Consider the following 22,266-nt stretch of genomic DNA (forward strand, 5'->3'; position numbering starts at 1 on the left):
ACTGCCTGCCGGGGGTGTCTTTTGCTGCATCGAGGATACCAAATTCCACATGCAGGGTTTGCGCGTTCTTGGGCATTCACCACTTGATTTTCGCGTGATCCACGCGCGAAATATCGAAAACACGGATAAATCACGCATGCTTGACCCAGCCGATCTGAAACTCCTGGCCGCCCTCCAGAAGAACGCGCATCTGACCGCACAGGAGCTGGGCGAGCTGCTCAACCTCTCGCCCAGCCAGGCCGGACGGCGCCGCCAGAGGCTGGAGGCGGAAGGGTATATCACCGGCTACGCCGCGCGGCTGGACCCGGCGCGGCTGGGGCTCACGGTGCAGGGGTTCATTCAGGTGCATCTGGCCAGCCACGGCCCGCAGCAATCGGCAGGCTTTGCCAGGCTGGTCGCCAGCCGCGCCGAGATCACCTCCGCATGGACCATGACCGGCGAGGCCGATTACCTCTTGCGCGTATACTGCCCCGGACTGCAGGCGCTCAACACGCTGATCCACGAAGTTTTGCTGCCGCATCCGGGAGTTGCGCGGGTTCAGAGCCAGATCGTCATGGCGCAGTTAAAACAGGACGCGCCGCTGCCGACTTAACTCTCCGCAAAGATTCCCGCTTTAAGAGAGATGGCAAAGAAACTCACACAAGTGGAACGCGCCGTGTCTTTCGTTGACCGCCGAATCGAACAACGCCCATCCAGCGGGGAGGCTCCTTTTGCTCTGAACGAGGTCTTCTTCTCGCGAACAGACTCGCGCGGGGTGATCGAGGCCGGCAACTACGTGTTCCGCCGCGTTGCGGCTTTTGAGTGGGACGAACTCATCGGCTCGCCCCACAAGGTGATCCGCCACCCCGACATGCCCAAGGGCGTGTTTTCCCTGTTCTGGGACGTAATCCAAGGCGGCAACACCATCGGCGCCTATGTGAAGAACCGCGCCAAGGACGGGCTCTATTACTGGGTCTTTGCCGTGGTGGTGCCCTGCGGCGACGGCTATCTCTCCGCCCGCATCCGGCCGACCAGCGCGCTGTTTCCCAAGGTGCGCGAGTTCTATGCTCAGCTGCTCAAACGCGAGAAGAACGAAGGCCTGAAACCGGACGAAAGCGCGGAGGTGCTGCTGGATTGGCTGCGCGGCCAGGGGTATGAAAGCTACCAGCAGTTCGCGGTCGACGCGCTCAGCCAGGAACTGATCGCGCGCGACACCGGCCTCGGCAATCCGCCGGACGCCAAGATTTCCGACTTCATCCTGATGCTGGAAAACGCCGACAAGCTGGTCGCCGAAACGGAGGGGCTGATCACCGATTTCGATGCCATGCACACGATCCCGCACAACCTGCGGGTGCTGGCCTCGCGGATCGAGCCGTCAGGCGGCCCGGTGACGGTGCTGTCGCAGAACTACGGCTCCATGTCGCGGGAAATGTCGGACTGGTTCGCCGCACACGTGATGGGCAAAGACAGCAATTTCGCGAAGATCAAATCCTCGGTCAGCGCCAGCCTGTTTGTCGAGGGCATGGCCCGCATTCTGATCGAATGCGACGAGCAGCTGCAGAAGGAGCGCCGCGAATTGAGCGGCGTCGACATGGACTCGGAACGCAAGATCCTCGCCGACCTGGTCGACAGCCAGCTGACACGCGCAGCCCAAGGCCTCGCCGAGGTGGAGCGCGAAGCGGCACGCATCACCAGCGCCTGCCAGATCATGCACCGGCATTTCCTCGGCCTCAGCTCGACCCGGGTGCTGTTGAAGATCGAAAGCGCGCGGCTGCCGGAATCGGGCGGCACCCTGGCCGACATCATCGACCAGCTCGGCGGTTTCCAGGAACGGATCTCCCGGCGGCTGGACCGGATCGGCAAGCTCAGCACCGAAATCCGCCTGATGGAGCAGTAAATTTGTGCGCCCGGTCCCGGCCGGGCGCAATACCGCTTGCCGGACGCACAGCCCGGCGGGAAAGCCATTGCATTCGCCCGGGCCCGCGCGCGATACCTGTTTTATGGAAGTGTTTCTGTACCAGGCCACAGTCTACCTCGCCGCCGCGGTGATTGCGGTGCCGCTAGCGGCACGGCTGGGACTTGGCTCGGTGCTCGGCTATCTCGCGGCCGGTATCGTGATCGGCCCGATCCTGGGCCTGACCGGCGCCGAAGCCGAAGATTTGCGCCATTTTGCCGAGTTCGGCGTCGTCATGATGCTGTTCCTGATCGGCCTGGAACTGGAGCCGCGCGTTCTCTGGGCCATGCGGCACAAACTCCTGGGTCTGGGCGGTATGCAGGTCATCGCCTCCGCGCTGGTGCTGATGGGCGCCGCAATGGTGGCCGGGCAGACCTGGAACGTGAGCCTCGCCATCGGCCTTGCGCTGTCGCTCTCCTCCACCGCCATCGTGGTGCAAACGCTGTCGGAAAAGGGGCTGATGCAAACCAGCGGCGGGCGATCCTCCTTCTCGGTGCTGCTGACCCAGGACATCGCGGTGATCCCGATCCTCGCGCTGCTGCCGCTTTTGGGCTCCCATGCGGTAGCGCATTTCACCCCCAATGGCTCGATCGCCTTTGCCGAGGGCAACAGCCAAGGCGGCGGGCACGGCAGCGGCGCTGGCGGCCACGGCTCGCTGTCGCTGGTCGAAGGCTTGCCGGGCTGGGGCGTTACCCTGGTCACCATCGGTGCCATCGCCGCGATCATCCTCGCCGGCGTCTACCTCACACGGCCGGTGTTCCGCTTCATTCACGGCTCCAAGCTGCGCGAGATGTACACCGCGCTGGCGCTTGTCATCGTGGTCGGCATCTCCTTCCTGATGACGCTTGTAGGGCTATCCCCCGCGCTTGGCGCCTTCCTCGCGGGCGTCGTGCTGGCCAACTCCGAGTTCCGGCACGAGCTCGAAAGCGACCTCAACCCCTTCAAGGGGCTGCTCTTGGGCCTGTTCTTCATCACCGTGGGCGCGGGCATCGACTACCGTTTGTTCCTTACGGATCCGGCCGATCTCCTCGGCCTGGCGCTTCTGGTGATCCTGGCCAAGGGCCTGGTCCTGTTTATTACCGGCAAGATTTTCGGCCTCAAGCGGCGCGATCTGTGGCTGTTCACGCTGAGCCTCGCGCAGGCGGGCGAGTTCGGTTTCGTGCTGCTTACCTTCTCCAGCCAGCTCAACGTGATCCCGTCCGCACTGACGGAAAAGCTCTTGCTGGTGATCGCGCTTTCGATGCTGATCACGCCGCTGCTGTTCATCCTCTACGACCAGCTGTCGAAGCGCATGGCCGAGGCCCGGCAGGAGTATGAGCCGGACGAGATCGACGAGGAAGCGCCCGTCATCATCGCAGGTATCGGCCGCTTCGGCCAGATTGTGAACCGCCTGGTGCAGGCCAGCGGGTTCAAGACGGTGGTACTCGATCACGACATGGAAGCGGTCCAGCTGATGCGCCGCTTCGGAGTCAAGAGCTTCCTGGGCGATCCGACCCGGCCCGAGCTGCTAAAGGCTGCGGGCATCGCCAAGGCCAAGGTGTTTGTGGTTGCGCTCGACGATCCGGAGCGGGTTGTGCAGATGGTCGCTTACGTGCGGCGCTCCTATCCGGACCTGCACATCGTCGCCCGCGCCAAGGACCGCAACCACGTCTATGAGCTCTACCAGGCCGGCGCGGATGACATCGTGCGCGAGCTTTTCGACAGCTCGGTGCGCGCGGGCCGCTACGTGCTGGAGAATATGGGGCTCAGCGAATACGAGGCCGCCCAGGCGGCGCGCACCTTCTACGCCCACGACCGGCAGAACCTGCGCGACCTGGCGGAGCACTGGATCCCCGGCACCCTCGCCAGCCAGAACCCCGCCTACATCTCCCGCGCGCAGGAGCTGGAGAAGGCGATCGAGAGCGCGATCTTTGAGATGGCGGAGCGCAAGCGCGGCGAGCGGGGTGAGCTCGGCGAGCGGGATCGGCGCGGGGAGCGGGAAAGAAGCACGGACGCGGCGGAATAACCGCTCGGGTGCGGGTCCCGCCTGCCGCCGTTCAGCCGTCCGAGACGCCCGCCTCGGCGAAGGTTGCCATACCGCTGTGGCAGGCCACCGCCCCCTTCAGCACCTGTATCGCAAGCGCCGCGCCCGAAGCTTCGCCCAGCCGCAGGCCCAGCGACAGCAGCGGTGTCTTGCCGAGCCGCTCCAGCAGCGCCCGATGCGCGGTTTCGGCGCTTTGATGGCCAGCCACCGCGTGATCCAGCGCGCCGTCGGCGGTCTGTGCGAGACAGGCAGCGGCGGCGCAGCAGATGAACCCATCGAGGATCACCGGAATGCGCAGGCAGCGGGCAGCCGCGATAGCGCCCGCCATGGCCGCGATCTCGCGCCCGCCGAGACAAGCCAGCGCGTCCAGCCCGTCGCGGACCGCGCCGCGGTGCAAGGCCACGCCTTCGGCCACCACGCGGGTCTTGGCAGCAAGCCCCGCATCGTCGATGCCGGTGCCGCGGCCTGTCCAGTCCCCTGCATCACCGCCAAACAGCACGCAGGCGAGCGCCGCCGCCGGGGTGGTGTTGCCGATGCCCATTTCACCCACCACCAGCAGATCGGCGGTGGGGTCCACTGCTTCCCAGCCGGCTTTCAATGCCGCCAGCAGCTCCTCGGCGCTCATCGCCGGGCTTTCCGTGAAATCCCGGACCGGGCGCTCCAGTTCCAGCGCGTGCACATCCATGCGCGCGCCAGCAAGCTTGGCGAGCTGGTTTACCGCCGCGCCGCCATGCTGAAAGTTCAGCACCATCTGCGCGGTCACTTCCGGCGGGAATGCGGAGACACCCCGCGCTGTGACGCCGTGGTTACCGGCAAAGACGATCACCTGCGGCGCCGAAACCTGCGGCCGGGCGCTGCCGCGCCAGCCGCCGTACCAGATTGCCAGATCCTCCAGCCGCCCCAGCGCGCCCGGGGGCTTGGTCAGCTGGCCATTGCGCGCAGCCGCCTGATCCCGGGCCTCCCCATCGGGCTTGGGCGCCGCCGCCAGGGCCGCGCGGAAATCATCTAGGGAAGAAAGGGGTGGCAGCATGGGAAAGCCTCGTTGCATATGCGGCGCGGACGCGGATAAAGCGGATTTGCAATCTGTTTAACCGCTGGCAGCCCTGCTGCAAGCCCCGCAAGAGGCCCGCAAATGCGAAAAAACGACATCTTCCGCCGTGACGTGCTGCTCGCGCTGACGCTGCTGACCCGGCTGCCGCTTCCGCACCTGCCGCCGCATGCCTTCCAGCGCCAGGCCCGCGCGGTCTGGGCGTTCCCGCTGGCGGGGCTCACGGTGGCGCTGCCCGCGGCGCTGCTGGCTTGGCTGGCGCTGGCCCTTGACCTCCCAGCGGCGGTTGCCGCAGGGCTTGCGCTCACGGTGCAAGTGCTGCTGAGCGGTGCTATGCATGAGGACGGCCTGGCCGATACCGCCGACGGGCTCTGGGGCGGGTCCGACCGGGCGCGGCGGCTGGAGATTATGAAGGACAGCCGCATCGGCGCCTATGGAGTGATCGCGCTGATCCTGAGTTTCGGCCTGCGCTGGACTGCGCTGGCTGCGCTGCTGCCGCTTACCGGTTCTTGGGTTCTGCTGGCGCTGGCGATGATGAGCCGCGCGGCGATGCCCCCGCTGATGGCGGCGCTGCCGAATGCGCGCGGTGAGGGGCTCTCCCGCAGGGTAGGCCGCCCCCCTGCCCTCACTTGCGGGCTCGGCGTGCTGCTCGCGTTGGCCCTGTCGCTGCCGCTGATCGGCGCTGCAGCCATTGGCACCGCAATGGGGATGGCCGCCGCTGCCTTGGGGCTGGGGGTACTGGCCAAAGCTAAGATCGGCGGCCAGACCGGGGATATCCTCGGTGCGTCCCAGCTGCTTGCCGAGATCGCCGGTCTGCTCACCCTCCTCGCCGTTTTCGGCTGAAGCCGGCCTTGGGAACAAAAAAGGCCGCGCCCTCTCAGGCACGGCCCCGCCAGTTGACGGCGTCTTGGATCAGGCGGCTCGGGAGGTCAGTACCTCGTCCACCTGCTTGGCGGCGGCGATCTCGTCGTTGCCGGAGACGGCTGCGACTTCGCGGGTCAGGCGTTCCAGCGCGGCTTCGTAGAGCTGGCGCTCGGAGTAGCTCTGCTCGCGCTGGTCATCGGTGCGGTGCAGGTCACGCACCACCTCAGCAATCGAGATAAGGTCGCCGGAATTGATTTTCTGCTCATATTCCTGCGCCCGGCGCGACCACATCGCGCGCTTGACCTTGGCCTTGCCCTTCAGGGTTTTCATCGCCTGGTCGATCACGTCCGGCGTGCTGAGCGAGCGCATCCCAACTTCGGAGGCTTTGTTGGTGGGCACCCGCAGGGTCATCTTGTCCTTCTCAAAGGTGATTACGAAGAGTTCCAGCGCAAAGCCGGCGACTTCCTGCTCCTCGATCGAGATGATCTGGCCGACACCATGCGCCGGGTAGACCACGTAATCATTGGGGCGGAATTCAGGCTTCTTCGACTTGGTCATACAGGTTTTTCCTCACTCTTGGCCGGGGGGGAGCCGGCCTTTAAACGGGCAAATGCTGCGCGCCGGGCTGGCCAGTAGTGCCGCCGCGCAGGCATTCTCCCGCAGAAATACCGCCCTTAGTGCACACGTAGCCGAGCGCATTTCGGGGCGGGTCCGATCGCTTATGTCGTTTCTAGAAGGCAGCATACCACAAAAAACCGCCCTCCGGAAGGCGGCTGTCCGGGAAGGCCCGGAATTTTGTGCTGCGCTGCGGCGGCATTTTGCCGCCGCGGCCGAACCAGAGGCAAACGGGCGCGGCTCAGCCGCCTTCGCCCGGGGCCTCGGAGAAGTATTTCTCCAGCTTGCCCTCTTCGCCGTCACGCTCCTCGGCTTCCGGCATCGGGTCCTTTTTCGAGACGATCACCGGCCAGATCTCGGCATACTTGCGGTTGAACTCGACCCATTTGTCCATATCCGGCTCGGTGTCGGGACGGATCGCATCGGCCGGGCATTCCGGTTCGCAGACGCCGCAGTCGATGCATTCGTCGGGGTGGATCACCAGGGTGTTCTCGCCCTCGTAGAAGCAGTCAACCGGGCATACCTCGACACAGTCGGTGTATTTGCAGGCGATGCAGTTTTCCGTCACCACATAGGTCATCGTATCGGGTCCCGTATTGCGTTTACGGCCTTGCTAATCCACTCCGGGCGGGGCTTCAAGCCGTCAAAGGGTATCCTGCTTGCGGGTAAGATCAAGCGCCCTGCGGGCTTTTTTATCCGGACGACCTTTTCCCTCGAATTTCGGGTTGGCAGGTATTTTCTCCTGCGGCTCCGTCATGTCGAAGTACAGCGCCTGAGCTTCCGGCGCGGGGCCGCGGCGGGCGCCGATCGCCTCCACCCGCACGACACGGATCACCCGGCCCTGGGCAAACGTCAGAACGTCGCCGGGAGCGACGCTCTGTGCCGGTTTCAAGGCCTTGGCGCCATTGATGCGCACATGGCCCGCGCCGATCTGCTTTGCAGCCAGGCTGCGGGTCTTGAAGAACCGCGCCTGCCACAGCCACTTGTCGATGCGGATCTTCGGCGCGGGTTCCGTCATGGCGGGATCAGTCGTCCTGCTTCAGCCCCATCAGTGCCGCGGCAAAGGGGTTGTCGGGATCGATCTGCTTTTCCTTCTTCGGCGGGCGCGCGGAGTAGGTCTTGCCGCCCTGCTTGGGCGGGCGCGGACCGCCCTTTTTGCCGGGACGGCCACCGCCGCCCTCGCCGCCGCCCTTGGGTCCGCGGGAACGGCCCTTGCCGCCGCCCCTGCCATCCTGCTGGCCGCGCCGGTTCTGGCCGCGGCTGCCGCCGGCCTGGCGGGTGCGGCCCCAGGTGAAGGTGTAGAAGACCTCGAGCTCCGGCTCCTCGACACGGGCATCCGCAGCCTCGCCCACCGGCAGCTCCTCGGCCGGGGTTTCCGGCACCGGATCCTCAGGCGTGGGCTCGGCCGGGACCTCGGCCACAGGTGCGACGCCCGCGTCAGCAATATCCGCCACATCCGCAGGCACATCGGCAGGCCGGTCCGCGGCAGCGTCCAGCGGCTCGCCCTCGCCCGGCTCGACCGGAGCCGCGGCAGGAGTGTTCTCGACCTCGGCGGCCACATCCATCACCGGAACATCAGCCTCGGGTGCGGCCGCCGGCGTGCCGGTTTCAGCCACCACCTCATCGGCGGGCTTCACCTTCAGGCGCTCGCCTTTTTCGGCGCTGTAGCCGAGGCCCTGCATCAGACCCGCGAACTGCTCCAGCGTCATCCCGGTGATCGACAGCATGTCGGCCTTGGCCTCGAAGCCGCCGCGGCTGTCCTCGGCCCGCAGCATGTCGGCGAGCCGTTCCAGCATGTCGATGCGGATCATCCGCTCGCCCGCGGCGCGGTAGCCGCACATGGTGTCATAGCCTTTCGGCGCATCCGGCGCAGCGGGCACGGTCACAAGGCCCGGCGGCGGCGCTTCGGGGAAGTCCTGCAGGCCCTTCGCGAGCGACCACAGCACCAGGCGCAGACGCGTCGGCGCGGGCTTCAGCAGAAGCGGCATGAAGATGGTGAACTGACCGAAGCGGATGCCGTGCTTGCGCAGCGCGCCGCGGGCGTCCTGGTCGAGGTCCTTGACCTCCTGCGCCACGTCCTGCCGCGGCAGCACGCCCAGCGCCTCGACCATACGGAAGGCAAAGCCGCGTGCAAGCCCGGTCAGCGCCTCGTCCTTCTGCAGATTAAGCAGCGGCTCAAACAGCGCGCTGATCTTGCGGCTGATGAAATGCTGCAGGCGGCGCTCCACCTTCTGCGCTACATCCGGCCCTGCGGCCTCATCCACGAATACCTCGATCCGCGGGTTCAGCGCGTCTTGACCGGCAACCAGCTTGCCAACCGCGCTATCGCCCCACATCAGGCCGCCCTGTTCGGTAAAGTCAATTTCGGTATCGGGTGCATTGTAGAAGCGGTCCGCGCGCAAATGGAACTGCGGCGCCAGCGCTTGCAGCGAGGCCGATTTCAAGGCCTTCGCCTCGGCACCCTGCGCGCTCTTGTCCGGGCTGAACCGGAACCCTTCCAGACGGCCGACGAATTCGCCTTCGACGGTCACTTCACCCTTGTCATTCACTTCGGCCAAAAGGGCCTCCTTCTGCTTGAGCCGGCGCAGAAGCACGGATGTGCGCCGGTCCACAAATCTTTGAGTCAAGCGCTCGTGCAGCGCATCTGACAACCTGTCTTCTACCGCGCGAGTCTCGCCGCGCCAATGGCTTTCGTCACGCAGCCAGCCATTCCTTTGCGCGACATATGTCCACGTGCGGATGTAGGCGAGCCGCTTGGAAAGCGCATCGATGTTGCCGTCGGTCCGGTCGATTCGCTTGATCTGGCGGGCGAACCAGTCGTCCGGCACCACACCTTTGCCGTGCAGATACTCAAATATAACGCCCAGGAGCGAGGAATGTTCCGCGTGGCTGATGCCGCGGAAATCGGGAATGCGGCAGACGTCCCACAGCAGCCGCACCGATTGCGCATTGGTGGTGCGGGCGATGATGCCGGGCTCCCGCGACAGCATCTTCAGCGCGCCAAGGTCATCCGCCTCGCGCGCCTTGATCAGATTTTCATCCGAGGGGCTTGATTCGAGCGAGTCGATCAGCGCCTCCACGGTGCCGAAGCGCAGATCGGCGGAGCGCCAGTTCAGCTTCTTCAAGGGGGTAAAGCGATGCTCCATAATCGCCTGCGCGGTGCCTTCGTCCAAGGGCCGCGCATCGCCGGTGACGCCGAAGCTGCCGTGGCTCATACCGCGGCCCGCGCGGCCCGCGATTTGGGCCAGCTCGTTCGGGGCCAGCTCGCGCATCCGGCGGCCGTCGAACTTCGAGGTGGAGGAAAACGCCACGTGGTCAATATCGAGGTTCAGCCCCATGCCGATGGCGTCGGTCGCGACCAGGTAGTCGACCTCCCCGTTCTGATAAAGCGCCACCTGCGCGTTGCGGGTGCGCGGGGAAAGCGCCCCCATCACCACCGCAGCGCCGCCCTTCTGGCGCCGGATCAGCTCGGCGATGGCATAGACGCTGTCGACCGAGAAGCCGACGATGGCCGAGCGCGGCGGCATCCGGCTGATCTTCTTCGATCCTGCATAGACCAGATCCGACATCCGCTCGCGGTGCATGAACTCGACCCCCGGCACCAGCGCCGCGATCGGCCCGCGCATGGTGGCAGCGCCGAGGAACAGCGTCTCGTGCGTGCCCCGCGCCCTTAGCAGCCGGTCGGTGAAAACATGGCCGCGTTCCGGGTCGGCGCAGAGCTGGATCTCGTCCACCGCCAGGAAGTCGCAGCCCATGCCTTCGGGCATCGCCTCCACCGTGCAGATCCAGTACTGCGCGCGCGGCGGCACGATGCGCTCCTCGCCGGTGACCAGCGCCACCACCGAGGGCCCGCGGGCCGCGACCACCTTGTCGTAGACTTCGCGTGCGAGTAGACGCAGCGGGAATCCCATGACCCCGGTGCGGTAGCCCAGCATGCGTTCGATCGCGTAATGGGTTTTGCCTGTATTGGTCGGGCCCAGCACGGCCACGATCCGGGATGTGCTTGCCATCGCGTCAGCCCCCGCCCCAGCCGGGGCCTAGAGTTCTCTGCCCTCGATCAAGGGCTTGAGTCGGTTCAGCGCGGTGGTTACTTCCTTGTGGTGCGGATGTATAGCCTTGGCCCGCAAATAGGCCTGATAGGCGCGGCCGGGCGTGCCGAACTGTTCGAGCAGCGCGCCAAGCGCGAAGATAGCGTCGTAATCCTGGGGGTTGAGCGCCAGCGCCCGCTCGAGATCGGCGACCGCCGGCCCGTAGAGCCCCTGCGCATGGTAGGCGCGGGCGCGGGCGTGCCAGCCGCGGGCGAATTCCGGCGCATGGTCGGTCAGCGCGGTCAGATGCTCCAGCGCCTCGCCGAAGCTGCCGCGCTCCAGCGCGTCGCGGCCGCGCCGCAGCAACAGGTCCATCGCCGGAGAGCCGCTGCGCGACCACAGCGCCTGCAACTCGCGGTCGATTGCCGCAGCTGTCGCGGAATCGCTCCTGGCCAGTTCCGCGAGAAGCGTTGTTTCGTTAAGCTCCTGCGCACGGCCCGGCCCCGGCACAGCGGCCGCAGCAGCCAGCAGCGTTGCCGCCACGATAGCTTTGAGATTTGCACGGATTGCCCTCATGATGCCCCCCAGTGTAATCCCGCCCGCAGCATTTTCCAGAGCGGGAAGCCAAAGCTTCACAGGAAAGTGCAGATTGCGCGCGCAACTGATCGAGGATGAGACATGAGCGTGACACTGGAACAGGCCGCGGCCGCCCTGAACGAAAAACTGGACGGGGAGGCATTTGATTCGTCTGCCAAATTCCAGATCGAGGATCTGGGCACCATCGTGCTGGACAGCACCGGAGCCCGCGTCGCCGATGAGGAGACCGAGGTCACCATGACCGCGGACGCCGAAACCTTCCAGGCGATCCTCGAAGGCGAGCTGAACCCGACCGCCGCCTTTATGTCCGGCAAGCTCTCCATCGACGGCGACATGGGCACCGCGATGAAACTGGCGGCGGTCCTCTCCTGATGGACGGCGCCCCGATGGAGCTGCAGCCCGCCCCCCTCTATGCGGAGATCGCGATGGGGCCCGGAGGCGGTGCGGCCCATTGGGTCAAAACAAACGATGGCCTGCGCATCCGCGCGGGCCATTGGCGCCCCGAGGGGGAGGCCAAGGGCACCGTCCTGCTGTTCCCCGGGCGCACAGAATATATCGAGAAATACGGCCCCCTCGCCGCCGATCTGGCGCAGCACGGCTATGCCACGCTGACGGTGGACTGGCGCGGCCAAGGGCTGGCGGCGCGGATGCTGAAGGACTCGCGCCTCGGCCATGTTTCGGATTTCGCCGACTACCAGAAGGACGTCGCTGCCCTGACAGGGATGGCGCAGCAAATTGAGCTGCCGAAACCCTGGTTCCTGATCGGCCACTCCATGGGCGGCGCCATCGGGTTGCGCGCCCTGCTTGAGGGACTGGAGGTCAGCGCCTGCTGCTTCACCGGCCCGATGTGGGGCATCCAGATCCCGCGCGGCCTCGGGCCGCTCGCGCGCTTCCTCGGCAGCTTCGGCCCGCGTCTCGGGCTCGGCGGGCGGCTGGTGCCCACCACCTCGGTCGAGCAATACGTGCTGATGAGCCCGTTTGAGGGCAACATGCTCACATCCGACCCCGCAATGTACCGGATGATGCAGGACCAGCTTGCCGCCCAGCCGGAACTGGCGCTTGGCGGCCCCACCGTGCACTGGCTGGCCGAGGGCATGAAGGAATGCGCGCGGCTCGCCCGTGAGGCCTCCCCCGCCCTGCCCTGCGTCACCTTCCTCGGCTCCGAGGAGGAGATCGTCAACACGCAAGCCATCCACGACCGCATGAACCGCTGGCCCGGCGGCGAGCTGGTGATGGTGCCCGGCGGCCGCCACGAGGTGCTGATGGAGACTCCCGCCATCCGCGCCGATGTGATGGACCGCATCACCCGGCTGTTTGCGCAATACGGCGGCTGAGCCCCCCTTCGCCTGCCGCCCGTTTCCGCTTACCGAAAATCTTGCATCCGGCGCGCCGCTTGTGATCCCGCAGGCGCCCGCTTAGATGTGGGAGCAGAGCATTTCATTCCAAGGAGCCCCCATGTTCCAACTTCCCTTTCCCGTCCGCGACGCCAATGCCTCCGCCGGCTCTGACGGCCTCGGCAACCTGCCGGAATGGGATCTCAGCGATCTCTACACCGGCGAAGACGCCCCCGAACTGGCCCGCGACCTGGATTGGCTGGAACAGGAATGCGCCGCCTTCGCGGCGGATTACGAGGGCAAGCTGGCGGAACTCGATGCCGCAGGCCTGCTCGAATGCGTCCAGCGCAACGAGAAGATCAACCAGGTCGCCGGGCGGCTGATGTCCTTTGCAGGCCTGCGCTACTACCAGCTCACCACCGATGCCGGCCGCGCCAAGTTCCTGTCGGACTGCCAGGAGAAGGTCACCAACTTCACCACGCCGCTGGTGTTCTTCACGCTGGAGATTAACCGGATCGATGAAGCCGCCCTGCAGGCGCATTTCGACGCCAACGCAGAGCTTGCCCGCTACGCCCCCGTTTTCCGCCGGATCCGTGCGATGAAGCCCTATCAGCTGTCGGACGAGCTGGAAAAGTTCCTGCACGACCTTGGCGTGGTCGGCGACGCCTGGGAGCGTCTGTTTGACGAGACCATCGCGGGCCTCAGCTTTACCGTCGACGGCGAGGAGCTGAACATCGAGGGCACGCTGAACCTCCTGACCGAGCAGGACCGCAGCAAGCGCGAAGCCGCCGCGCGCGAACTCGCCAATGTGTTCCAGGACAACATCAAGACCTTCGCCCGCGTCCACAACACGCAGGCCAAGGAAAAGGAAATCATCGACCGCTGGCGCGGCATGCCCAGTCCGCAGATGGGCCGCCACCTCTCCAACGATGTGGAGCCTGAAGTGGTCGAGGCGCTGCGCGAGGCCGTGGTCGCCGCCTACCCCAAGCTCAGCCACCGCTATTACGAGCTGAAGCGCAAATGGCTCGGGCTCGACCGCATGCAGGTCTGGGACCGCAACGCGCCGCTGCCGATGGAAACCACCCGCACCGTGGGCTGGAACGAGGCGCAAAAGACCGTGATGGAGGCCTACAGCGCCTTTGACCCCCGCATGGGTGAGCTGGCCGCGCCCTTCTTCGGCAAGGGCTGGATCGACGCCGGCGTGAAACCGGGCAAGGCGCCAGGCGCGTTTGCGCATCCGACCGTCACCAACGTGCACCCCTACGTCATGCTGAACTACCTCGGCAAACCGCGCGACGTGATGACCCTCGCGCATGAGCTTGGCCACGGCGTGCACCAGGTGCTGGCGGCGGACCAGGGCGAAATGCTCTCCTCCACCCCGCTGACGCTGGCGGAAACCGCGTCGGTTTTCGGCGAGATGCTGACCTTCCGCAAGATGCTGGAGGGCGCCAAGGACCGGAACGAGCGCAAGGTGCTGCTCGCGGGCAAGGTCGAGGACATGATCAACACGGTCGTGCGCCAGATTGCCTTCTACGACTTCGAGTGCAAGCTGCACGAGGCACGCCGCGGCGGAGAGCTGACCCCGGATGACATTAACGCCCTGTGGATGTCGGTGCAGGCGGAATCGCTCGGGCCGGCCTTCGACTACATGGACGGCTACGAGACCTTCTGGGCCTACATCCCTCATTTCGTGCATTCGCCCTTCTACGTCTACGCTTATGCATTCGGCGACGGATTGGTGAACGCGCTCTACTCGGTCTACGAATCCGGCGCCGAAGGGTTCGAGGACAAGTACTTCGAGATGCTGAAGGCCGGCGGCTCCAAGCACCATAAGGAGCTGCTCGCGCCCTTCGGTCTCGACGCCTCGGACCCGAAATTCTGGGACAAGGGGCTCAGCATGATCTCCGGCCTGATCGACGAGCTGGAAGCGATGGAGGGGTAAGTATCCCGGTGGGGCGGCGCCCTCCGGCGCCGCCCAGTCAGCAGAGGGCCGACGGAGGCTCAGGTGACTGCAAAGCAAACCCTGAAGGAACGGTTCCGCCCGGTGTTTTCCTGGGTACGCCGCAATATTCCGCGCGGCCTGCGGCTGGTTGTGGGGGGCTTGCTGATCCTCGGCGGCATCTTCGGCTTCCTGCCCGTGCTCGGCTTCTGGATGATTCCGCTGGGCATCATGATTGCGGCCATGGACATCCGCCTCTACCGCCGCCTGCGCGGGCGGCAGCGGCGCAAACCGAAGTAGCGCTGCCTACTTCAGCTGGCTGTCCTTGGAGCCGCGCCGGTTAAAACCGCCCCGCGCCTTGTAGGCGCCGTCGCGCTCCTGCTGGCAGTCGATGCAGAGCTTCACGCCGGGAATGGCCTTGCGCCGGGCCTCGGGGATCGGCTCTTCGCAATCGGCGCAATGAGTGAGGCTCTCCCCCACCGGGCGCTTCAGCGCCTTCATCCGCTCCAGCTCGTCGTTGATCGAGGCTTCGATCTGCTCGTTAACTGCGCCATCCTGCGCCCATCCGCCGGCCATGCCGCATCCTCCCTTGGCTACAGACCTCAAATTTAGGCGGCCCCGCGCCCTCTGGCCAGCCTTCGCGGGCCGCGGCGCGCGCCTGCACCAGAGTCCATTCCCGAGAAAATCTATCAACTAATTGAAATCATTAAATTCTTTCTTGATCCGAATCTCCCGGCCCGGTACCAAAAATGCAGCAACAGCAAGCCAGCCCAGACCGGCCGCAAGCTGCCAGCTTTCCCGCCACGCCTCCGGGCCAGCCAGACCGCCAGCGCCGCCAGCCACCGGATCCGGACACGCCAGCCAGATGCACCGCTGCGAGCTCTCCAGCCAGCTTTTCTGCCGCCAGCCTGCCGGCCCGCCAGACCCGCCAGACCAACGCGCGGGAAGGCGAAAAGAAAAGGCGATGCCGCAGCACCGCCTATTGCACCGTTTCCGATGTCCAGCCTTGCTCAGACCGTGGCCAGCATGCCCCGGTCGCGGGCCAGGTCGCGCATCTTCTTCTGCAGCTTCTCGAACGCCCGCACCTCGATCTGGCGAATGCGCTCGCGGCTGACGTCATACTGCGTGCTCAGCTCCTCCAGCGTCTTCGGCTGGTCGGCCAGGCGGCGCTGGGTCAGGATGTCTTTCTCGCGGTCGTTCAGCACGTCCAGCGCCTCGGCGAGCAGCTCGCGGCGGGCCTCCAGTTCGTCCCGCGCCTCGTAGTCGCTGGCCTGGTCGGCGTCCTCGTCCTCGAGCCAATCCTGCCACTGCATCGTGCCCTCGCCTTCGCTGCCGACGGTGGCATTGAGCGAGGCGTCCCCGCCCGACATGCGGCGGTTCATCGAGATGACCTCATCCTCGGTTACGCCGAGGTCCTTGGCGATCCGCTTGACGCTGTCGGGATGCAGGTCGCCCTCTTCCAGCGCGCCGATGCGGGCCTTGGCCTTGCGCAGGTTGAAGAACAGTTTCTTCTGCGCCGAGGTGGTGCCGAGCTTCACCAGCGACCAGGATCGCAGGATGTATTCCTGGATCGAGGCGCGTATCCACCACATCGCGTATGTGGCCAGCCGGAAGCCCTTCTCCGGGTCAAAGCGTTTCACCGCTTGCATCAGCCCGACGTTGGCCTCGGAAATCACCTCGGCCTGCGGCAGGCCATAGCCGCGGTAGCCCATGGCGATCTTCGCTGCGAGACGCAGGTGCGAGGTCACCATCTTATGCGCGGCCTCGGTGTCCTGTTCCTCAACCCACCGCTTGGCCAGCATGTATTCCTCTTCCGGCTCCAGCAGCGGAAACTTGCGGATCTCCTGAAGATACCGGTTCAAGCCACCTTCCGGTGACGGTGCAGGCAGGTTAGCAAAATTTGCCATGTCTAAATGCCCCTCCAAATGTATAAGGACTTAACATTAACCCATATGGGTTAGCGCTAAAGCCCTTTCAAGGACGACGTGAGCTGTACCCCTACGTTAGACGCAGGCGGCAGGTCTGTGAATTGCATCACAGGCGGGAAGCGTTTGCTTTCGGCGGGTTAACTCCGCAAGGCCTCGATCAGTTCCGCCAGGTCTTGCGGAAGCGGTGCCTCGTACCTATGCGGGGCGCCGGTGACCGGATGGGTAAAGCCCAGGACCGCGGCGTGAAGCGCCTGTCGCGGGAAGTGCTGCACCGCCAGCAACCCGCGTGCACTCAAGGCTTTTTGCGGCAGCTTGCGGCGCCCGCCATAGGTGGGATCGCCGACCAGCGCGTGGCCCGCATGCGCCATATGGACGCGGATCTGATGGGTGCGCCCGGTCTCCAGCCAGCACTCGATCAGCGCCGCGCAGGCCGGGCTCCCGAAGCTTTCACGAATGCGTGCCCGCGTGACCGCATGGCGGCCGCCTTGGAACAGCACCGCCTGGCGCTGCCGGTCAGTCTTGTGGCGGGCCAGCTGGGTGGTGAGCTTGAGGATATTCCCTGCCTCGAAACTCGCGCCCTTCACTCCGCGCAGCCGCGGGTCATTGCCGTCGGGCACCCCATAGCAGACCGCCTGGTAATAGCGTTCCACGGTGTGCCTTTCGAACTGTTCCGCCAATCCCTGATGCGCGGCATCGGACTTTGCCACCGCCAGCAGGCCGCTGGTGTCCTTGTCGATCCGGTGCACGATCCCGGGCCGCTTGACGCCGCCGACGCCCGAGAGATTACCGCCGAAGTGATGCAGCAGCGCGTTGACCAGCGTGCCCGAGGGCGAGCCCGGCGCCGGATGCACCACCATGCCCGCGGGCTTGTTGATCACAATCAGATCCTCGTCCTCGAAGACGATCTCCAGCGGAATGTCCTCAGGGCCGATATGGCTGTCTTCGGCCTCCTCCACCTCGATCGCGATCTGGGCGCCCTCGGCAACCCTGGCTTTGGGGTCCTGCACCACGGCGCCGTCCACGCTCAGCGCGCCTTCAGCGATCAGCCGGGCCAGACGGGTGCGCGACAAGGATGCCTCCTCTGGCACATCGCGCGAAACCGCTTTATCAAGCCGGTTAGGCGGGTTCTCCGCGATGACAAACTCAATCCGGCGGCTGCCCATGACTGATCCTTCCGAGAGTGACATTCAACAGGAACCGCCGCAGATCAGGTTCCTGCGGCGGCTGGTGACCACGCTGACCGTGGTGATGATTGGCGGGCTTTTAGTGGTAATCGCCCTGCTTGTCATCCGCTTGTCGGGGGAGGACCTGGCACTGCCTGCGGAAATCACTCTGCCCGAAGGCGTGACCGCCGAGGCGGTAACTCTCGGCCGCGGCTGGATCGCGGTGGTGAGCACCGAGAACAAGATCCTGATCTTCGACCGTGCGACTGGCGCACTGAAGCAGGAAGTCGAGATCGCCGACTGACCGCAGACGCATCACCAGGCCACGGACCGCACCGCATTCACCTGTTTACAGCTCCCTGGGCCTGCGCCACGGCACCGCCCCCGGCAGCATTTTGCGAAGCCTTTGCGCGGCATGCCGCTGATCGCACCGGACGCAGAACGGCGTTATTGCCCGGCGCGCGGCCTTTTACTAAGCTTTAACCGTACGAGTAACAAAGGTTATTTTCCGATGCGTAGCAACGCCTTACGCCTCGCCTGGATGGTCATGGCCCTGACTGTCCCGGCCTCTTCCGCTCTCGCCCAAAGCGCGGCCCAAGCCTTGGCCGACGCCAACAGCCGGGCGGCCTGCGGCTCCGGCACACCGGTCTCCGCAGAGTATCTGCCGGGCGGCGCCCTCAGCGTCACCTGCCGCGCGGCGCCCCAAGGCCTGCCGCAAACCGGGCTTGCCCCCGGGACCGCCGCAGGCGTGCTGGCCGCAGCAGCGGCACTGGCAGTGATCGCCAATGACGACGGCGGCGCAGCCGGCACGACAACGACGACGACTACTACGACGACGACCGCCGGGGATTAACTCCGGCGGCGGAATTGAGGACCGGCCCTGCACGTCATCCCGGCCCGGAAGGACGCCGGGCGTCAGGGAGGCCCGCCCGCATCACCCGCGCTGTCCTTCGCGGGTGCTGCGGGTTCTTTTTTGGCATTGCCGGACTGTATCCGCCGAGGAGCTTCCGCCGCTTGCGGAACAGTTTCGCGATGCGGCCGGCGACCGTGGCGGAACGGAACCGCAGACAGCGGAACACCGCAGGCGCACGGTGGCTTGGCCTGGGTCAAACACAAGGTTTCTTGGAGGGGGAGATGGTACCGCCTCCCCGGCTTGAACGGGGGACCTCTGGATCCACAATCCAGCGCTCTAACCAACTGAGCTAAGGCGGCACTGAGGGGGCATTTATAGCACACCCAGAGGGAGCGCAAGAGCGTTTTTGAAGGATTTTCCATGCAGCTTGAAAATTCCAGGCGGCAGGGGAGACCCTTTGAGGGCATACCGCAGGATCACCGCGCAACAGATTGCAATCGCCCAGCTTTCCCGCCAAGCGAGATCCCTTGAAGATGGCACTCTGCCAGCCCCGGCAGCCTCAGCCAGCGTCCGTGCGCAGCTGCAGCCGCCAGGTCTGCTGGACCAGATCCTGCCCGTAGCTGTGCACCGGGCCCGCGCCGGTCATCTGCCAGCCGAACGCCTGGTAGAGCGCCCGGGCGCTGCGGTGGCTTTCATGGGTGTGCAGGACCATCGCACCGTAACCCGCCGCCCGGGCAAAGCCCACGCATTCACGCAACAGCCGCTTCCCGAGCCCCTGCCCGCGTGCCTTGGGCGTCAGCAGAAACAGCCGCAGCCGCGCGGTCTCTGCGTCTTCTCTCATACAGAAGATCGTGCCCAGCCGCTCGCCGCCGCCCACCGCCACCCAGCCGCGTTCGCAGGCCGGGTCGTGGCTGGCGCAGAAGCGCTGCAGGATATCCGCCACCAGAACCCCGAAGGACGCATCGAACCCGGCCTCGCGGGCATAGAGATCCTGATGCCGGGCCACCACCCACTGCATGTCACTCGGAACGAATCGGCGCAAGCTCACATCCATCATGCCCCATCATAACAGCAACATGGCTTGCGTTTCAGCCGGTGCCGGGCTAGCACCGTTCACCTGACTGCGGGTCCGCCGCCGGGCAGCAATAGGAGTGCAAGATGAGCATCAATACCGAACGCGATATCGAGGCAAACCTGCAAATCGGCCCGACCGATCAGGGCATGGTGCGGATCTTCGTCGAAGCCGGCGGGCAGGAGATCCCGATGGATTTCGACCCCGAGGAAGCCGAAGAAATCGCCGCCGAAATCCTCGCCGCCGCCCAAGCGGCGCGCAGCGTCCAAAGCTGACCGCGCGCAGCATCCAGACGCTCCCGGCCGCTGCGGACCGCCGGCGGCGGCACTGCCTGCCCAACTGCGGCTCGACAGCAGCGGGCCGCGGGCGTGCTGCCTGGTCCAAGTCCCCGCAGGGAGCCCCGGCGCAGCCGGGCATTCGCGGGCAGAGGAGCGCCACCGCTTCTGCATCACTCACCCCTCAGTACCGGAAAGCCCGGGCTGTATCGTGAGCAGCGCGCCGTCCCGCCCCACGGGCGGATCACGCAGCGCCTGCAGCCGCCGCGCTGCGTCCATCGCGAACTTCTGCGTCACTTTCTTGCGCCGTGCCGCAGGCAGCTTGTCCTCCGGCGCCATGCGGATGATTTCGCCGTCATAGGCATCGGCGTAGATCAGCCCGGTGCCTTCCGGCAGCAGCTCCACCGGGAAGTCCATGTCCACCGCCCAGAAGTAGCGGTCGCACCACTCCAGATAGCTTTCCCATTTGCCGTCGGTTTGGAAATCGGCGCGGCTGGATTTGCATTCCACCACCCACAGCTCGCCCTTGGGGCCAAGCCCCATCACATCCACCCGCAACCCGCGGGCCGGCACAAATTCCTCCAGCGGCGCAAACCCCAGTTCCCGCAGGCAGCGGGACACGCCGCGGGCCAGCTTCTGGCCCGGCTGCATCTGATCCATCATGCGCGGCATTGTGAACAATTAGGGAACAAATGACAATCCCGCACGCCACGCCACCCTTTCCTGAAGGCCCGCACGCGGCCCGCAAATTCTCTCCTGTGCGGGGTTGTAACGGACCGGGCGGAGGACTACCTAGACCGTGGCGGGTTCTGCCCTTCTCGTGACAGGCAGCATTCCGGTGGCCTTAAGCAATTCCGAGGGAGCTGGCTCTGGCTGGATCCTGGTCCAGTTACCTGGCGCCCACCTGTACATACAGGTCCTCGGGAATCAAAGCCTCACGGTTGACTGGTGGTCCCGCCACTGCCTCTCCCCTTCCCCGCATCGTCTGTTCGTGGCCCCGGCCGCGTCACGGAACCGGCCTCCCTGCACTAAAGAAACGCGCCCTCCATCCGGAAGGCGCGGGTGTCAGTGTATTGGGCTCTCAGGCAGCCACGCCCGCCCGGGCGGGCGGGCGACGGTCAGCGGCGCAGGGGCAGCTGCCGGTCCCGGCGCGAATGTGCCTCGGCACGCACCCGCACCGGCGCGGCGCGCCGCGGCCCGGCAAAGTCGACGCTGCGAAGGCCCCACAGGAGAACCACTGCCAGCACCCCGCCACCGAAGCCCGCGTCCAGCGGCCGCAGGTTGATCACGTCAAATCCCGGCAGCACTGTTGCGAAAACGGCCGCGACGGCAAGGCCGGCCGCAACGTTGCGAATGTACAGTTTCACCAGTTCAGGCATGTGGTCCTCCAGTATGGAAGACCGAGGTTAGCAGCCTTTCCGGCGCCGTCCAGAGCTTGCGGCGGCGATCGGCGGAAATTGCCGGTGGCTTTGCGCGGAGCTTTGCCAAGCCCCACAAACAGGAAAAAGCGCGCCCGGAGGCGCGCCCTTTGCGGAAGATTGCCGGACCGGGCAGAAGACTTCAGAAGGCCTCCGGACGCGCCTCCCGCGCCATATGGTCCAGCACGCCATTGACGAACTTCGGCTCCTTGCCCTCAGGGAAGAAGGCGCGGGCAATGTCGACAAACTCGGAGATCACCACCTTCGGCGGCGTGTCCGACTGCGTCAGCTCGGCTCCCGCAGCGCGGAACAGCGCCCGCAGCGTCGGGTCGATGCGCGCGATCGGCCATTTTGCCACCAGCGCCCGGTCAGTCATCTGGTCGATCGAAGCCTGGTAGTTCACCGCCTCGCGCACCAGCTTGCGGAACACCGCGGTGTCGCCCTCGGCCATCTCGTCGCCCTCGTAGGTGGCGCCGAAGCGGTGGTCTTCGAACTCGACGATAACCTGGTCGAAGGTCTGGCCGCTCTGCTCCATCTGGAACAGCGCCTGCAGCGCGTAAAGCCGCGCCGCCGATCTCATCTGTTTCTTCTTGCCGCCGCCCTGGGCGCGGCCGTCTGAGGTGCTCATGCGTTGGTGGATCCGTTGTCTTTGGCAGCCAGCTGGATCGCCTCGTTTGGCGCCTTGAAGCCGATGCCCTTTGTCTGGGCGCCCCACTTACGCGTGAGCGCGATCAGATGCAAGGCCGCGGCCGCCGCGCCGCCGCCCTTGTTCTGGTCCTGCGGGTCGGCGCGCACCTCGGCCTGCCTGCGGTTCTCGACAGTGAGGATGCCGTTGCCGATGCACAGCCCCTGGAGGCCCATCAGCTGGATCGCGCGGCTCGAGTCGTTGCAGACGGTGTCGTAATGGGTGGTCTCGCCGCGGATCACGCAGCCCAGCGCCACGTAGCCGTCAAAGTTCGACGAGCGGTCGGCGATGGCGATGGCGGTGGGCACTTCCAGCGCGCCCGGCACTTCGACAATCTCGAAAGTGCCGCCCGCGGCCTCGATTTCCGCCGCCGCGCCCGCGACCAGGTTGTCGGCGATGTCCTTGTAGTAGGGCGCGACGACGATCAGGATCTTCACCGGCTTGTCGAACTCAGCGCGCGGCAGGGTGTAGTGGGTCTCATGTCCGGCCAT

Annotated in this window: 25 protein-coding genes and 1 tRNA gene; 11 read left to right on the plus strand and 15 right to left on the minus strand. The window is 65.7% G+C overall.

What is annotated here, in order from left to right; genetic code table 11:
• Positions 1–136: 136 nt before the first annotated feature.
• The 3 genes from ACOHWE_RS11420 to ACOHWE_RS11430 all read left to right on the plus strand — a co-directional run bounded on the left by ACOHWE_RS11420 (position 137) and on the right by ACOHWE_RS11430 (position 3,938).
• Positions 137–592 carry an Lrp/AsnC family transcriptional regulator gene (locus ACOHWE_RS11420; RefSeq protein WP_420666479.1) on the plus strand — a complete coding sequence of 152 codons (456 nt, stop codon included), beginning with the start codon at positions 137–139 and terminating at the stop codon, positions 590–592.
• 63 nt (positions 593–655) lie between these two features.
• Complete coding sequence (locus tag ACOHWE_RS11425) at positions 656–1,876, plus strand: PAS domain-containing protein (RefSeq protein ID WP_420666784.1); 1,221 nt, start codon at positions 656–658, stop codon at positions 1,874–1,876.
• A 103-nt stretch (positions 1,877–1,979) separates the two neighbouring features.
• Positions 1,980–3,938 carry a monovalent cation:proton antiporter-2 (CPA2) family protein gene (locus ACOHWE_RS11430; protein WP_420666481.1) on the plus strand — a complete coding sequence of 653 codons (1,959 nt, stop codon included), beginning with the start codon at positions 1,980–1,982 and terminating at the stop codon, positions 3,936–3,938.
• Between the two features lie 31 nt (positions 3,939–3,969).
• On the opposite strand, the gene cobT is transcribed toward ACOHWE_RS11430, so the two are convergent.
• Positions 3,970–4,986 carry a nicotinate-nucleotide--dimethylbenzimidazole phosphoribosyltransferase gene (gene cobT, locus ACOHWE_RS11435; protein WP_420666483.1) on the minus strand — a complete coding sequence of 339 codons (1,017 nt, stop codon included), beginning with the start codon at positions 4,984–4,986 and terminating at the stop codon, positions 3,970–3,972.
• 102 nt (positions 4,987–5,088) lie between these two features.
• Between cobT and cobS the strand changes: the two genes are divergently transcribed.
• Positions 5,089–5,847, plus strand: a complete 759-nt coding sequence (gene cobS, locus ACOHWE_RS11440; RefSeq protein ID WP_420666485.1) for an adenosylcobinamide-GDP ribazoletransferase — start codon at positions 5,089–5,091, stop codon at positions 5,845–5,847.
• 69 nt (positions 5,848–5,916) lie between these two features.
• Here the strand turns inward: cobS and ACOHWE_RS11445 are convergent, their stop codons facing one another.
• The 5 genes from ACOHWE_RS11445 to ACOHWE_RS11465 form a co-directional block, all read right to left on the minus strand.
• A complete protein-coding gene (locus tag ACOHWE_RS11445; RefSeq protein WP_420666486.1) occupies positions 5,917–6,426 on the minus strand; it encodes a CarD family transcriptional regulator in 510 nt (169 codons plus the stop codon).
• 298 nt (positions 6,427–6,724) lie between these two features.
• Positions 6,725–7,063: a ferredoxin FdxA gene (gene fdxA, locus ACOHWE_RS11450; RefSeq protein ID WP_420666488.1), complete on the minus strand. Its 339-nt coding sequence runs from the start codon at positions 7,061–7,063 to the stop codon at positions 6,725–6,727.
• A gap of 63 nt (positions 7,064–7,126) precedes the next feature.
• On the minus strand, positions 7,127–7,501 hold the full coding sequence (locus ACOHWE_RS11455; protein ID WP_420666490.1) for an RNA-binding S4 domain-containing protein: 375 nt from the start codon (positions 7,499–7,501) through the stop codon (positions 7,127–7,129).
• 7 nt (positions 7,502–7,508) lie between these two features.
• Entirely contained in the window at positions 7,509–10,493 is a 2,985-nt protein-coding gene (locus ACOHWE_RS11460; protein ID WP_420666492.1) for a helicase-related protein, read from the minus strand.
• Between the two features lie 27 nt (positions 10,494–10,520).
• On the minus strand, positions 10,521–11,087 hold the full coding sequence (locus ACOHWE_RS11465; RefSeq protein ID WP_420666493.1) for a tetratricopeptide repeat protein: 567 nt from the start codon (positions 11,085–11,087) through the stop codon (positions 10,521–10,523).
• A 102-nt stretch (positions 11,088–11,189) separates the two neighbouring features.
• On the opposite strand from ACOHWE_RS11465, the gene ACOHWE_RS11470 reads away from it, so the two are divergent.
• The 4 genes from ACOHWE_RS11470 to ACOHWE_RS11485 all read left to right on the plus strand — a co-directional run bounded on the left by ACOHWE_RS11470 (position 11,190) and on the right by ACOHWE_RS11485 (position 14,681).
• Positions 11,190–11,480, plus strand: coding sequence for an SCP2 sterol-binding domain-containing protein (locus ACOHWE_RS11470; protein ID WP_420666495.1), 291 nt, complete (start codon positions 11,190–11,192; stop codon positions 11,478–11,480).
• The gene (locus tag ACOHWE_RS11475) at positions 11,480–12,442 is read left to right on the plus strand and encodes an alpha/beta fold hydrolase (protein WP_420666497.1); all 963 of its coding nucleotides are present in this window, start codon (positions 11,480–11,482) and stop codon (positions 12,440–12,442) included. Before ACOHWE_RS11470 ends, ACOHWE_RS11475 begins: the two co-directional genes overlap by 1 nt.
• A gap of 121 nt (positions 12,443–12,563) precedes the next feature.
• Complete coding sequence (locus tag ACOHWE_RS11480; protein WP_420666499.1) at positions 12,564–14,384, plus strand: M3 family oligoendopeptidase; 1,821 nt, start codon at positions 12,564–12,566, stop codon at positions 14,382–14,384.
• A 63-nt stretch (positions 14,385–14,447) separates the two neighbouring features.
• Positions 14,448–14,681 carry a hypothetical protein gene (locus ACOHWE_RS11485; RefSeq protein ID WP_420666501.1) on the plus strand — a complete coding sequence of 78 codons (234 nt, stop codon included), beginning with the start codon at positions 14,448–14,450 and terminating at the stop codon, positions 14,679–14,681.
• Positions 14,682–14,687: 6 nt separating this feature from the next.
• Here ACOHWE_RS11485 and ACOHWE_RS11490 read toward each other — a convergent pair whose 3' ends face one another.
• From ACOHWE_RS11490 to ACOHWE_RS11500, 3 genes are all read right to left on the minus strand, one after another.
• The gene (locus tag ACOHWE_RS11490) at positions 14,688–14,957 is read right to left on the minus strand and encodes a DksA/TraR family C4-type zinc finger protein (RefSeq protein ID WP_420666502.1); all 270 of its coding nucleotides are present in this window, start codon (positions 14,955–14,957) and stop codon (positions 14,688–14,690) included.
• A gap of 434 nt (positions 14,958–15,391) precedes the next feature.
• On the minus strand, positions 15,392–16,288 hold the full coding sequence (gene rpoH / locus ACOHWE_RS11495) for an RNA polymerase sigma factor RpoH (RefSeq protein WP_420666503.1): 897 nt from the start codon (positions 16,286–16,288) through the stop codon (positions 15,392–15,394).
• 158 nt (positions 16,289–16,446) lie between these two features.
• Positions 16,447–17,472: an RluA family pseudouridine synthase gene (locus ACOHWE_RS11500; protein ID WP_420666505.1), complete on the minus strand. Its 1,026-nt coding sequence runs from the start codon at positions 17,470–17,472 to the stop codon at positions 16,447–16,449.
• Here ACOHWE_RS11500 and ACOHWE_RS11505 point away from each other — a divergent pair.
• Both ACOHWE_RS11505 and ACOHWE_RS11510 read left to right on the plus strand, forming a co-directional pair.
• On the plus strand, positions 17,471–17,776 hold the full coding sequence (locus tag ACOHWE_RS11505; RefSeq protein WP_420666507.1) for a DUF6476 family protein: 306 nt from the start codon (positions 17,471–17,473) through the stop codon (positions 17,774–17,776). The two genes, ACOHWE_RS11500 and ACOHWE_RS11505, sit on opposite strands and share 2 nt — an antisense overlap.
• A gap of 111 nt (positions 17,777–17,887) precedes the next feature.
• Positions 17,888–18,325 carry a hypothetical protein gene (locus ACOHWE_RS11510; RefSeq protein WP_420666509.1) on the plus strand — a complete coding sequence of 146 codons (438 nt, stop codon included), beginning with the start codon at positions 17,888–17,890 and terminating at the stop codon, positions 18,323–18,325.
• A 282-nt stretch (positions 18,326–18,607) separates the two neighbouring features.
• On the opposite strand, the gene ACOHWE_RS11515 is transcribed toward ACOHWE_RS11510, so the two are convergent.
• Positions 18,608–18,684, minus strand: a tRNA-His gene (locus ACOHWE_RS11515).
• A 200-nt stretch (positions 18,685–18,884) separates the two neighbouring features.
• Positions 18,885–19,382, minus strand: coding sequence for a GNAT family N-acetyltransferase (locus tag ACOHWE_RS11520; RefSeq protein WP_420666511.1), 498 nt, complete (start codon positions 19,380–19,382; stop codon positions 18,885–18,887).
• A gap of 101 nt (positions 19,383–19,483) precedes the next feature.
• Between ACOHWE_RS11520 and ACOHWE_RS11525 the strand changes: the two genes are divergently transcribed.
• Positions 19,484–19,672 carry a DUF6324 family protein gene (locus tag ACOHWE_RS11525; protein ID WP_420666512.1) on the plus strand — a complete coding sequence of 63 codons (189 nt, stop codon included), beginning with the start codon at positions 19,484–19,486 and terminating at the stop codon, positions 19,670–19,672.
• A gap of 177 nt (positions 19,673–19,849) precedes the next feature.
• Here ACOHWE_RS11525 and ACOHWE_RS11530 read toward each other — a convergent pair whose 3' ends face one another.
• The 4 genes from ACOHWE_RS11530 to ACOHWE_RS11545 all read right to left on the minus strand — a co-directional run bounded on the left by ACOHWE_RS11530 (position 19,850) and on the right by ACOHWE_RS11545 (position 22,266).
• On the minus strand, positions 19,850–20,335 hold the full coding sequence (locus ACOHWE_RS11530) for an MmcB family DNA repair protein (RefSeq protein WP_420666514.1): 486 nt from the start codon (positions 20,333–20,335) through the stop codon (positions 19,850–19,852).
• A 455-nt stretch (positions 20,336–20,790) separates the two neighbouring features.
• Positions 20,791–21,051: a hypothetical protein gene (locus tag ACOHWE_RS11535; protein ID WP_420666515.1), complete on the minus strand. Its 261-nt coding sequence runs from the start codon at positions 21,049–21,051 to the stop codon at positions 20,791–20,793.
• A 181-nt stretch (positions 21,052–21,232) separates the two neighbouring features.
• Positions 21,233–21,718: a transcription antitermination factor NusB gene (gene nusB / locus ACOHWE_RS11540; RefSeq protein ID WP_420666517.1), complete on the minus strand. Its 486-nt coding sequence runs from the start codon at positions 21,716–21,718 to the stop codon at positions 21,233–21,235.
• Positions 21,715–22,266: a 6,7-dimethyl-8-ribityllumazine synthase gene (locus ACOHWE_RS11545; RefSeq protein WP_420666518.1), complete on the minus strand. Its 552-nt coding sequence runs from the start codon at positions 22,264–22,266 to the stop codon at positions 21,715–21,717. The genes nusB and ACOHWE_RS11545 overlap by 4 nt, the downstream gene beginning before the upstream one ends.

It is taken from the genome of Cribrihabitans neustonicus (assembly GCF_048820895.1).
Classification (GTDB): Bacteria; Pseudomonadota; Alphaproteobacteria; order Rhodobacterales; family Rhodobacteraceae; genus Cribrihabitans_A; species Cribrihabitans_A neustonicus.